The following is a 12,745-nucleotide window of genomic DNA, read 5'->3' on the forward strand; positions in this document are numbered from 1 at the left end:
GAATTGGAACTGGAGGCAGAAAAAGTGAGAATTAGATTCAAAAAAAGTTTTACAATGGCAGTTTTAGTATTGGTGATAACAAATGTATTAATAACTTCTCCCGTGTCAGTTAGTGCGAATCCAAATATAAATACAAACTCAGCTATCCTTGTAGATGCTACCTCTGGAAAGATCTTATTACAAAAAAATATAGATGAATTATTAAAAGTTGCTAGCATGTCAAAAATGATGAGTGAATATTTAGTTCTCGAGGCTATTAATAATGGGGCAATATCTTGGGAACAGGTCGTTCCTATAAGTGACCTCGTTCGTGAAATATCACATAATAATAATCTTTCCAACGTTTATTTACGGCAAGATGAAACATATACAGTTAAAGAACTTTATGAGTCAGTAGCTATATATTCAGCTAATGGTGCTACGATGGCATTAGCAGAGCTAATTGCTGGATCAGAAGAATCATTCGTTAACATGATGAATGATAAAGCAATGCAATTGGAATTAGGGGAGTATGGAGTTGATTATAAATTTGTTAACTCTACAGGTCTACCGAACCAATATCTTTTAGGAAAGCACCCAGAAGGAACGACAGAAAAGGATGAGAACGAATTAACGGTTAGGGCAACTGCGAAGTTAGCTTTTCATTTACTAAAAGATTATCCAGAAGTTCTAGAGACAGCTAGTATTGAAAGAAAAATCTTTAAAGAAGGAACAGAGGACTTTATCCAAATGGATAATTGGAATTGGATGCTCCCTGGTTTAGTTTATGGATACCCGGACGTAGATGGTTTGAAAACGGGATATACTGCTCAAGCTGGATATAGCTTTACTGGAACTGCTGAAAGAGATAACGTTCGATTAATTACAGTTGTAACAAAGACAAGCTCACTTGAAGAACGTTTTAGCGAGACTAAAAAACTATTAGACTATGGTTTTTCACAATTTTCAATAGAAGAACTTATCCCTAAAGGATATAGACCTGAGGGACAGGAAACCGTTGGAGTTTCGAAAGGGAAAGAACATGAAGTTGCTGTTATTACTGACGAAAGTCTAATAAGTTTCGTGCGTGTAGGAGAAAGAGACAATTATATTCCTGTAGTTACTTTTGACCAAGAACGTTTAAACGAGAATGGCGAGCTAATTGCTCCTGTAGAAAAAGGAGAGAAAATAGGAACGATATCGTTAGAGTATGTAGGAGAAAATGATTATGAATTTATAGATAGTAATTATATTGCCCAAGTAGATGTAATAACAAATGAAGCGATTGAAGAGGCAGGTTTCTTTAGCTTGGTTCTTCGTTCAGTAGGTGGATTTTTCTCAGAACTATGGGTAACTCTTTATAACGCAATTAAAGGTTGGTTCTAATCATCTGAGAGGTACATCTAAGTCTAGATGATACCTCTCTATTTCTTTCCTAGAAGGAGAGTGAAATAGAATGAAAGTATTATTATTTTTAGTAACACTACTTATCTTCAAAATTTTAATTTTCAGCCAAAATGATTGGTTTTTATATCTGAAAGCTGGTGAATGGATAGAATTAAAAAGACTAATCGGCAATGAATTAATAATTGTCTTATTAATAACCATGGGACTTATGATAATGCAAAATCTATTCTCATTTCTACCATTTTTAGTTCTCACCATGTTCAATATTTGGTTATTTGGTTTCTTTTATGGGTATCTTTGGAGTTTAGCCGGAAATATTATCGGGTCTGTGATTGTATTTTATATAGCGAGGTATTTTTCACAAGGGAAGATCTTTAAACACAATCATTTGAAAATAAAGAAAACGATTGAAGAGAATGGGTTCCTAGTTATTTTAGTGAGTCGCATTACACCTGTAATTCCGTCTAGTATTATAAATATTTCATGTGGAATGAGTAATATAAAAACCAAAGATTACGTACTTAGTACTATGTTTGGTCACGCTATCTTTGTATTTGTACTATCTATTTTATCTATTGGACTGATTTCATTTGAGGAACAATATATTGTATATCTATTCTTATTCCTTATTGTTGTAGGTATTACAGCGTTAAAAATAAAAAGAAAAGTCTCTTGGTTAAATGTTTAGTTACTAGGTAGAATAGTGTTTAAAAAACGATTTTGTGAATTTAGCTTACTTTTGAAGAGGCTACCCATTATAACAATCTAACTAAATGAATGCACAAATCGTCAATGGATTTGTGCATATAACCTGAAGAGGATCTTTTATGATTTTAAGTAGGGTTCCTGATAAATAACATGAAGGCCAGGGCTATTAAAGCAATAGAGGGTAAGAGGACTTCTTCCTGTTGTGCAAATATTTTACTATTACAGGTTGTCTATTGCTCAGTTCACTTTTGTTTAGTTAATTTCATTTTCTAACTCGATAAGAGAAAAAGACAGCAATGCTTATTAAAAGAAAGAGAACAATTCCTGCTATAAGCCAGCGATGAGGATCCGAGATAAAACAACTTCTTCTCCCGCAGTCCACTCTGTACGGTGACCAATCCTATCATCAGCTACAAAAAAATGAGCGTGATTCTCGTCTTAATGAAAATAGCCCTGATCATCAAGTCCTCCAGTTTGTAACACGATACCATTTACAACATAAACGGTCACAGTTGTTCGTGTTGAAAAACGACTATCATCATATACAACCCGAATTTCTCCTGGTTCTAAAGGTTCTATTACTAACCTATGTGCATGAGTGGTGGAAGGATTCGTAATGAGTATAATTGTTAATAACAACAAACTTATAATAAACAATCTGTCCATGGCTACACACCTCAACCTTTGGAATCCTATAGGGAACGGGGAAAATTAGGACTGTGTCCCAGTCCTTTATATTCAGTTGGATTTTGCGGATCGGCAGTTGATTTGATAAGGTGAGCAGCATGATGTTCTAGGTCTTTAATATTTTTATTTTTCCTCATAGTCTCATCCTCGAATCATTTTGATTAAGTTCTAAGGAATAAGTACCAGGATCAAAATTATAAAGCGCAGGCCATTCATAAGGAAGATCGTCGTGATGATCAATTTCTGATTCTTCATTGGGAAGGGCATCAGTGTTTTTTGTTGCAGATGCTCGTGATCGTCCTCATTTTCGACTGCAAGCTCGTTTTCTTCAGTCTCGATCCTATGTATTCCCCTTCATTTGTTGATATTTCATCGTCCCTATCTGAACAAGCTGTTATGAACCCAAAGAGAGCTAAACCACCAATAGACAACATTACACTTTTTTTCACCGTTCTTCCCCCCCAATGTAAATTGAACTATTTAACTCAGAGATTGTTATAGATGATTTTAAAAGTTATGATGAATTGAAATTATGAATATTATCTTGAAAAAGCAGTATCATACACAGGTAATTAGGAAATTAGGTAAAGTGTTTTGATTTCTATAATTTAAAAAGGGGTCACCAGATAACAACTTTTCATTACAGATATTTATATAGAAACTATGAAGAAAGCAAGGCAATCTATTGAACAAAAATCATTTAATATTTGCTTTTGTGATTGGAATCACATTTGTCGAATAATCCTCCTTTTATACTTACATTTATAAAGAACTAGGAGGGAAATAGATGAATAGAAAAATTTGCTTTATACTCATGATTTTGACAATTTCACTTTTGCTTGCTGCTTGTGGACAGAACGCTGAAAGCGTGGTAAATAAAGAAGAAAATGCTAATGCAGAAAACAAGTTGAATGATGGTATGGAAGAGACAGAAAAAAAACAAGTGGACGTGGGGGAAGCGGATTTCGAAGAAGAGTACATTGTTGTAGTCGGAAATGAAAAGGATGGGACTATGTCTGTCATTTACTATCCAGAAGGAAGGCAAGAGCTTGTTTACCTTGATGGGGAAGCACATAATCTAGAAGTCAATGTCGAGTCTCAGTTAATTTGGGTAACTATTAATCCGCCACATGAGGATAATGAAGATGAGGAACATAGTCATAACCATGAAGATGATGGTAACGAAGAACAAGATAAGGTAAAACAAGAAATGATTGTAGCATATGATATAAACACGTTAGAAAAAGTGGAAGAACATCAGGTAGGGAGTCACCCAGCTCATGTAACGACTACAGAGAATGGTGAGATCGTTGTCGTAACAAATTCTGGTGATAATTCTGTCACGGTTATTAATAGAAAGACAGATGAAGTTGTTAATGTAGAAGTGGGAGAATATCCACATGGAGTAAGGATATCGCCCGATCAACAAAATGCTTATATAGCGAATATGCAAAGTGCTGATGTTAGCATTATTGACTTACAATTGAATGAAGAAGTTAATCGAGTTCATGTAGGAGAGGGTGCTGTTCAAACTGGATTTTCCCATGACGGAAAGTATGCCTTTGTTGGATTGCATGTTGATAACCAACTAGCTGTTATTAATACGTCAACGCAAGAAGTAATCAAACACATTGATGTCGGAGTAGGTCCGGTACAAATGTTTGCTAGTTACGACAATCAATATGTCGTTGTTGCAAATCAAGGAAGTGAAGAGAACCCATCAGACACGATCTCTATTATAGGACTTGATACATTAGAAGTTGAAAAGGAGGTTCCGTTAGGAAAAGGGGCACATGGTATTGTAATTTCTAAGGATAGTCAATATGCCTTTGTTACAAATATGTTTGAAGACACGGTTTCCGTTGTTGATTTAAAAACGTTAGAAGAAGTAAAACGATTAGATGTAGGGGAATACCCTAATGGTATTTCTATAAACTAGAGGAAAAGCCTTAAGAAGTTGTAGGTAAACTTTTTAAGGCTGGGGTATAACCAACATTTTGTCATAAAACCCACGTTAAGACAATAAATGGAAAACATAAGCTGATATCACCAACGCTAAGGAGATATCAGCATAATTTTTATATCTTTAAAGGTCGTAATTCATTTGATTTGGGTACCTTTTTCGAATCAAATAAATATTCTCCAAGTAAATTTATATGTTCCCAACCCAATGGGGAAATGTGAGGTAATAACTCCTCTTTTAATAAGCCCTTTTCTTTTAATATCTTTGTAGCCTCTGTGAGATAAACGGTATTCCAAACTGTAGTAGCATTTATAAGAATATTTAAGGCACTAGCTCGTTGAAGTTGATCTTGCAATCCTCTTTCCCGTAACTCTCCACGTTTACCAAAAAATAAGGCTCTTGCCAATCCATTCATAGCTTCACCCTTATTTAATCCTCTTTGGATACGCCGGCGTAATGTTTCATTAGAAATATAGTCTAATATAAAGATTGTCTTTTCAATTCTACCCATCTCTCGCAATGCTGTTGCCATTTTATTTTGGCGAGAATAAGATCCTAACTTTCCTAAAATAAGTGAAGCCGATACTCTACCTTCCCGTATGGAATGTGCTAATCGTAAGACATCATCATAGTTATCTTGAATAATCTTAATGTTGATTTTTCCTCGTAGAATGCTGTCAATCTTTGAATAAACATTGGATTTATCCATGACATAAAGTTTAGAGTCAGATAGATCTCGCATTCTAGGAGCAAAGCGAAAACCTAATATATGGCTTAATCCAAAAACCTGATCGGTGTAACCAGCCTTAATTGTACTAGTATTAGAAGTAGTTATTAACGTATCTTACGATATCAACTATTTCTTTTATATTTCATTAAAGAATTATTATTTGTACTATAAAATTTATGAATATATAGTATCTTACGAATCAGGGGGGTGGAATGTTGAAAGTACAAGAAGTTCTCATTCAAGAGAAGAAAAGATATCTGTTAATTGACAAGAGTGGCTATCCTGTCATACCGGTTGCAAAGTATATAAAGTATTTAGATAACATTGGAAAAGCCGAAAATACACTAAAGTCATACTGTTACCATCTAAAGCTTTACTTTGAATTCCTAGAGGAAAGTCGATTAAATTATCAAGAAGTAAACCTTGATATCTTGGCTCAATTCATCGGTTGGCTGAGAATTCCTGATCAATCTACAAAAGTCATTTACTTTGAAGAAACCTCAGCTAAACGATCAGAAAGAACAGTCAATACCATCATAACTTGTGTCATAGGATTCTATGACTATTTGACTCGTAATGAGGATTACGGGAGAAATGTAAATGATCAATTAAAAAAGCAGGCCCCAGGGCGTTTTAAGACGTTTAAACCCTTCCTACATCACATTACAAAAGGGAATTCTTATGATAAAAACATTTTAAAAGTTAAGGAGCCAAAACGTACAGTTAAAACTTTAAATAAAAACCAATTACAAGTAATTCATAATGCTTGCAGCAATATACGGGATGAATTATTATTCCGTATTTTATATGAAGGTGGATTACGTATTGGAGAGGCCCTTTCTCTGTGGGTAGAGGATTTTGATATTGGTAAAAATGCTATTTCGATTAGGAAATCCAAAACATCCGATGGAGAAAAACGAAAAGTCTATGTATCTATTGAGACTATGAATCTCTTTCAAGATTATCTAATAGACTTTCATTCTTACGAAATTGATAGTAATTATGTGTTTATCACCTTAACTGGACTAAATCGTGGTAAACCAATGACTGATGGTTCTGTACGTTCTTTAATTAAACGGATGAAGAAAAAACAGGAATAGATTTTACCCCTCATATGCTTCGGCATACATATGCCACAGAGTTACATGAAGCAGGAGTAGATATTGCCATCATACAGAGATTATTAGGACATGCACACGTTCAAACAACGATACAGACTTATATCCATGCATCCGATGAAACCATACGTGGAAGCTGGGAACAAGCTCAATCAAACAAAAAAATAGGAAGAAGAGATAAATAATGACACAGAGCACATTGAAAATAAAACCCCTTCCCCATCATCTGGAACAGATAAATGAACCATTACTTGGATATTGGGCAAATGATGTATGGAATGTACAAGAGTGTCCCATCTTGGATAAACGTTATGATTGGAATAGAAAATTGATTTTTGATAAGGTACACAATCTTAGATTGAAAAATGAATTAAAATACTATTTTTATAAGGGATTACAGGAGACAAGGATTTCGATTACCTATGCTTTCATGCATTATTCTCCATGTCTTAAAATTTTTACAGAATTCATCTCTCGATACTATGCTAATTTAGATTCTATTATTGATATACAGAAGGAAAAGTTTCTAACAGAATATCGAACATTTCTTGTAGAGAATGGAAAATCAGTTGAAATTGTACACCGGAAAAAGTCATCACCATGGTTGTCACCAACAGTTCAACCATCTTTGTATATTAGACTATTTCTTCAAGTTTATGAATTTTATTATCAGCTTTATGATGAACGTGATGAAACTGATAAAGATTGTTGGGATGTACGAAAATTGAATATTAATTATAACAATACAATCAGTAGATATTCATTAGACTTTTCGAAGGTTCCGCAACCTTATAGACAATTATTTAAAAAATATATAAAGACTCGCCTAGTTGTTCAGCAATCCATTAGCTTTTCTACAGCCATATGTTATTTAAACAGACTTTCGTTCTTCTTCACCTTTTTGAAGGGTAAACATCCTAAGTGGAAAGAATTAAACCAGCTATCCAGTATGGATATCGAGGAGTACATTGAATACTTGCGACATTCTACTATTAAAAAGGGAAAATATTTAATTAATCCAGATCACAATTATGTAAATCGTTTTTTAATAGACCTTAAAACGTTTATCTCATACATACAGAAATTCGAATGGGAAGAAGCTCCGACAAAGTCAGTAATTTCACTATTGTCAATTGAAGATATCCCTAAAAAGAAAAGAGCAAAAGCTGATGAAATTAAATATATCCCGGATGAAGTATGGGAACAGTTAGTTTACCATATTAACCAACTTTCCTCAGATCATATACCTATAATTCTTCTAATGGAAGCTACAGGTTTTCGAATAAGTGACGTTTTATCACTTAAAATTGACTGCTTAGTAAATCAAGAAGATGGCTGGTGGATTATCGGAGATCAAAGAAAAGTAAGTTATAAAAATCATAAAGTTCCTATTTCAGAAGAAATTGCAAATGTGGTCTTAGCGCAGCATGATCTTACAAAAAAGAGATCAACTTTGGACACGAACCCTAAGAAATATTTGTTTCCAACACTTAAAGGGAAAAGAATGGGTAATCCCATATCGCAAGATTCCATTAAGTTGAACCTTAATAAACTAGCTAACAGATGCAATATTAAGGACAAAGATGGAGAAATTTATTGGTTTAAAAATCATGCGTTTCGACACCGTTACGGTGTTAATTTGATTAATAACGGAATGAATATCCTTCATGTTCAAAAACTGATGGCTCATGCCAGTCCTGAAATGACGTTAGTCTATGCCCAAATTCATGATCAAACACTCCGTGATGAATGGGAAAAGGCTCGCGATAATGGCGCAGTAAGACTAGATACCCATGGAGAAGTTATTGTCGCTGATTTAGCTCAACAGGCTGAAGAAAACGGAGTTGAATTGGAGTGGATACGTCATAACATGGACTCCATTCGTTTAGATCATGGGTTTTGTGTAAAAAGCCCAAAACTTCATTGTGATTTTCTTGAACAGACATTAGAACCACCCTGTATTAAAAACAACTGCCGAAGTTTTCACGTTGACAAGACGTTTCTCGACTATTACCAAGAACAGATATCTAAAATGGAAGCTGATATTGAAGTATACAAAAAGTCCGGAAGGTTACGTTCCGTTGAGTTAATTGAGCCCAAATTAAAAAGATATAAAGAATTAACAAATGGTTTACTACATACTGGTGGTATCTTTGGTTTAGATAAAACCAGACGTGAGTATGTTGGAGATGAACGTGAGAAGGTGATGCAAAATGTCTAATGAAAACCCAAATACCGAAGGTATTATAAAACATGCAAAGTTAAAAACGGAAAAGACCATTCAAAAAGTTGAAGAAGCGATCAAAAGGATGATAAAAAAACAAATAAAAGTCAATTTTAACTCTGTTTCTGCAGAATCAGGGGTTTCAAAAGCATTTCTATACAGAAATACAGAACTCCGAGATCGAATCGAAACACTTCGCAATCAACAAGAAGGTCTCCCTTCAATAAAACAAGCTAAAAGAAACATGAGTGACGCATCTAAAGATGTAATTATTGCTTCCTTACGGAAGAGAATCAAAGATTTAGAGAAGGAAAATATAGAGATTAAAGAACAAATGAAAATTCAATTTGGAAAGATTTATGAGGGAATTTAGGATCTACGATTTTCCCTCCCTGTTTGATTTTTTGTGTAATATGACAATGCCATTAAAAGATAAGTTGTATTCAGCAATCGGGCCAGATTGTGGAATAACTCTTATATTGCGTAGTAGACTTAATACTGCGCAATAAATAATTGTTTTAGAAAGAATGTCATTAGCAAAGAAGTAGCGGAAATAGTGGATGCTTAAACGTGCCTAGTATGCAATAACTTTAAAAAACAAAAATATTTTTAAAGTATCTTTTAACTCTGTCCTCATAAATAGAAACAGATCTCTTTTTATTTAGAGTACAACTATCAGTTGAATATTGAACGAGAAAACATACATAATGAAGTTATCCTTGACCGTGTACTATGGTACGCGGTTTATTATATTCCTAGAGGTGAAAAAATGAGTTATCGTATAAGTGCATTTGCAAAAAAGTGTGGAGTAAATAAAGAGACCATTAGATATTATGAAAAAAAGAATTTATTACAAGAACCATTAAAAACAAATGCTGGTTATCGGATATATTCAGATGAAGATGTGAAGCGGGTAGGTTTTATTAAAAGAATGCAAGAGCTTGGTTTTTCTTTAAGTGAAATTTTTACATTACTTGGGGTTGTAGATAAAGAAGTTCGCTGTGAAGATATGTTTGAATTTGTATCTAAAAAAGAAGAGGAAGTTCAAAAACAAATAGAGGATTTAAAGCGAATTGAAACGATGTTAAAAGATTTAAAAAGGCGATGTCCAGATGAAAAACAATTACATGCCTGCCCAATAATTGAAACATTGATTGAGCAGTAACAAAAGGAGTTTTTTTATGAAACATAAAAAGACCTTTATTGCAGGATTGATAGGTACATTTGTTGTTTTGTTATGTTGTGCTACACCTATATTAGTTATTTTATTAGGTGCTGTTGGATTAGGGGCGATAACAGGCTATTTGGATTATGTTCTGATTCCTGTTTTAGCCGTTTTTCTTGGTTTAACTTTTTATGCTTATTCTAAATATGAAAAATCAAATAAAAATAAGGAGATGTAAAAAATGAAAGAAAGAGTTGTTGCAATTGCTTCGATGTTTTCAGCTTTTTTAGCTAGTCTATGTTGAATTGGCTTAGCGATTTTGATACCACTTGGTCTAAGTGGTTTAGCTGGAACACTTGCAGTTACGTTTGCTCCATATCGAATGTTGTTTATCGTTATTACGGTTATTATGCTTTCTATCGCTCATTTACTTGTATGGAAACAAAAAAATAGTTCAAAGAAGAAAACGAAAAAGTTGTTATGGATTAGCACAATCGTTTCTGGAGCAATGCTTATCTATACATTATTTAGTCAGGGGATATAAGGCATGATGAAATATTTAATATATCTGTTCATTGTATTTGGATCGGTTTTCATCCTTTCTGGGTGCGGTCAAGAAACAATTGAAGATAGTTCTAAAACAAGTACAGACTCATCGGAAAATTTAGAATCTGTTTCGTTTAAAATAGATGGGTTTACTTGAGTATCTTGTGCATTTACGGTGAGGTCCGCCGTTTCCAATTTAGAGGATGTTCAAAATGTAGAGGTTGAAGGTTCAGGAGAAACTCAACTTACATTTGATTCATCAAAGATTAGTTTAGATGAAATTGAAAAAGTAATTACTGATTTAGGGTATGAGATAAGAAAGTAGGAAAAATTAAGATAAAACAGGAGGATGACTACATGAATAAATTCAAGATAAATATTCAAGGAATGACTTGTACGGGTTGTGAAGAGCATGTAGCTGTAGCACTTGAAAAAATAGGTGCTAGAAATATTGAAGCTAGCTTTCGTCGTGGTGAAGCAGTATTTGAATTATCCGATGATATTGGGGTTGAAATTGTAAAAAAGGCAATTGATGAAGCAAAATATCAACTAGGAGAAATAGAAGAAGTTTCACCACAAGAAAATGTGGTGTTGGGTGATGATGGAGATTATGACTTACTTATCATTGGTTCTGGTGGGGCTGCTTTTTCGGCTGCGATTAAAGCAATTGAATACGGGGCAAAAGTAGGCATGATTGAGCGTGGAACGGTTGGGGGAACATGTGTAAATATTGGTTGTGTGCCATCAAAAACACTTCTTAGAGCTGGGGAAATCAATCATTTAGCAAAAGTTAACTCATTTACGGGTTTGCAAACTTCAGCTGGAGAAGTGGAATTAGCACCTCTAATTAAGCAGAAAAATAAATTAGTGAGTGAGCTTAGGAATCAAAAATATGTTGATTTAATTGATGAATATGGCTTTGATTTAATTGAAGGTGAAGCAAAGTTTGTTAATGAAAATATAGTTGAAGTTAACGGGAAGAAACTTTCAGCAAAGCGTTTCTTAATTGCAACGGGGGCTTCTCCTTCTTTACCGTCGCTTTCAGGACTTGAAGAAGTGGATTATCTAACAAGTACAACACTACTTGAATTAAGAAAGGTGCCAAAGCGATTAACGGTTATCGGTTCAGGATATATCGGAATGGAGCTTGGGCAACTGTTTCATAATTTAGGTTCAGAAGTAACACTTATGCAAAGAAGTGAGCGACTTTTAAAAGAGTATGACCCAGAGATTTCAGAAGCAGTAGAAAAAGCGTTAATTGAACAAGGTATAAACCTTGTCAAAGGGGCAACTCTTGAGCGTGTAGAACAAGTCGGAAAGCTAAAAAAGGTTCATGTAACAATAGATGGTAAGAAAAAAGTTGTGGAATCAGAGCAGTTACTTGTTGCAACAGGAAGAAAACCAAATACGGATTCTTTAAATTTAAGTGCAGCAGGGGTTGAAGTCGGAAAACGAAAAGAAATCCTGATAAATGATTATGCTAGAACAAGTAATGAAAAGGTTTATGCAGCAGGAGATGTAACATTAGGACCTCAATTTGTCTATGTAGCAGCCTATGAAGGTGGACTTGTTGCGGATAATGCGATTGGTGGATTAAATAAAAAATTAGATTTATCGGTTGTTCCTGGTGTGATATTTACAAATCCATCGATTGCAACGGTTGGTTTAACAGAGGAACAAGCAAAAGAAAAAGGCTATGAAGTAAAAACCACTGTATTACCTTTAGATGCCGTTCCAAGAGCGATTGTAAATCGTGAAACAACAGGTGTTTTCAAGCTAGTTGCTGACGCGAAAACATTAAAAGTCCTTGGGGTTCATATCGTATCTGAAAATGCAGGTGATGTGATTTATGCAGCGACATTAGCCGTTAAATTTGGTTTAACTGTTGAGGATTTAAAAGAAAGCCTTGCACCATATTTAACAATGGCAGAAGGATTAAAGCTGGCTGCACTTACCTTTGATAAAGATGTATCGAAATTATCTTGTTGTGCAGGATGATAAAAGAGGTTCCCAATTGGGAGCCTTTTTTAGTATGGATAAAAAGGTAATGAAAGTGACTCTTTTTATTACGCAGTACAACGATACTGTTCAATAGGATATTCAATAATCGGGCGCAATTATTGAATATGATGGCTAACGACTTTAAATCGTTAGTCATTTTTAAATCTTTCGTTAAGTACATGTCTACAATGAAGGAACACATTATAATTCTAATTTT

General features: G+C 34.2%; 10 protein-coding genes and 3 pseudogenes. 11 read left to right on the forward strand and 2 right to left on the reverse strand.

What is annotated here, in order from left to right:
- The first annotated feature begins 24 nt into the window (after positions 1–24).
- Positions 25–1,365 carry a D-alanyl-D-alanine carboxypeptidase family protein gene (locus BALCAV_RS06750; RefSeq protein WP_003322321.1) on the forward strand — a complete coding sequence of 447 codons (1,341 nt, stop codon included), beginning with the start codon at positions 25–27 and terminating at the stop codon, positions 1,363–1,365.
- A 70-nt stretch (positions 1,366–1,435) separates the two neighbouring features.
- The gene (locus BALCAV_RS06755) at positions 1,436–2,074 is read left to right on the forward strand and encodes a TVP38/TMEM64 family protein (protein ID WP_003322320.1); all 639 of its coding nucleotides are present in this window, start codon (positions 1,436–1,438) and stop codon (positions 2,072–2,074) included.
- A 458-nt stretch (positions 2,075–2,532) separates the two neighbouring features.
- Here BALCAV_RS06755 and BALCAV_RS06760 read toward each other — a convergent pair whose 3' ends face one another.
- A complete protein-coding gene (locus tag BALCAV_RS06760) occupies positions 2,533–2,760 on the reverse strand; it encodes a hypothetical protein (protein WP_003322319.1) in 228 nt (75 codons plus the stop codon).
- Between the two features lie 808 nt (positions 2,761–3,568).
- On the opposite strand from BALCAV_RS06760, the gene BALCAV_RS06770 reads away from it, so the two are divergent.
- Positions 3,569–4,720 (forward strand): YVTN family beta-propeller repeat protein, encoded by a 1,152-nt coding sequence (locus BALCAV_RS06770; RefSeq protein ID WP_003322315.1) that lies wholly within the window; start codon positions 3,569–3,571, stop codon positions 4,718–4,720.
- Between the two features lie 139 nt (positions 4,721–4,859).
- Here BALCAV_RS06770 and BALCAV_RS06775 read toward each other — a convergent pair.
- Positions 4,860–5,558, reverse strand: a pseudogene (locus BALCAV_RS06775) (Tn3 family transposase); the annotation flags it as partial.
- Positions 5,559–5,686: 128 nt separating this feature from the next.
- Between BALCAV_RS06775 and BALCAV_RS06780 the strand changes: the two are divergent.
- The 8 genes and pseudogenes from BALCAV_RS06780 to merA all read left to right on the forward strand — a co-directional run bounded on the left by BALCAV_RS06780 (position 5,687) and on the right by merA (position 12,525).
- Positions 5,687–6,777 (forward strand): annotated as a pseudogene (locus BALCAV_RS06780) (tyrosine-type recombinase/integrase).
- A gap of 113 nt (positions 6,778–6,890) precedes the next feature.
- Complete coding sequence (locus BALCAV_RS06785; protein WP_235213084.1) at positions 6,891–8,813, forward strand: tyrosine-type recombinase/integrase; 1,923 nt, start codon at positions 6,891–6,893, stop codon at positions 8,811–8,813.
- Positions 8,806–9,189: a DUF6262 family protein gene (locus BALCAV_RS06790; RefSeq protein ID WP_003322311.1), complete on the forward strand. Its 384-nt coding sequence runs from the start codon at positions 8,806–8,808 to the stop codon at positions 9,187–9,189. The genes BALCAV_RS06785 and BALCAV_RS06790 overlap by 8 nt, the downstream gene beginning before the upstream one ends.
- Before the next feature lie 396 nt (positions 9,190–9,585).
- Positions 9,586–9,981, forward strand: a complete 396-nt coding sequence (gene merR / locus BALCAV_RS06795) for an Hg(II)-responsive transcriptional regulator (protein WP_003322310.1) — start codon at positions 9,586–9,588, stop codon at positions 9,979–9,981.
- 16 nt (positions 9,982–9,997) lie between these two features.
- Positions 9,998–10,219, forward strand: coding sequence for a mercury resistance system transport protein MerF (merF, locus tag BALCAV_RS06800; protein ID WP_003322309.1), 222 nt, complete (start codon positions 9,998–10,000; stop codon positions 10,217–10,219).
- Positions 10,220–10,222: 3 nt separating this feature from the next.
- Positions 10,223–10,525 carry a mercuric transporter MerT family protein gene (locus BALCAV_RS22005; RefSeq protein WP_250634608.1) on the forward strand — a complete coding sequence of 101 codons (303 nt, stop codon included), beginning with the start codon at positions 10,223–10,225 and terminating at the stop codon, positions 10,523–10,525.
- Between the two features lie 174 nt (positions 10,526–10,699).
- A pseudogene (locus tag BALCAV_RS22010) lies at positions 10,700–10,852 on the forward strand (heavy-metal-associated domain-containing protein); the annotation flags it as partial.
- Between the two features lie 32 nt (positions 10,853–10,884).
- A complete protein-coding gene (gene merA / locus BALCAV_RS06805) occupies positions 10,885–12,525 on the forward strand; it encodes a mercury(II) reductase (protein ID WP_003322304.1) in 1,641 nt (546 codons plus the stop codon).
- Positions 12,526–12,745: the final 220 nt, after the last annotated feature.

Source organism: Alkalihalobacillus alcalophilus ATCC 27647 = CGMCC 1.3604 (assembly GCF_000292245.2).
Classification (GTDB): Bacteria; Bacillota; Bacilli; order Bacillales; family Bacillaceae_D; genus Alkalihalobacillus; species Alkalihalobacillus alcalophilus.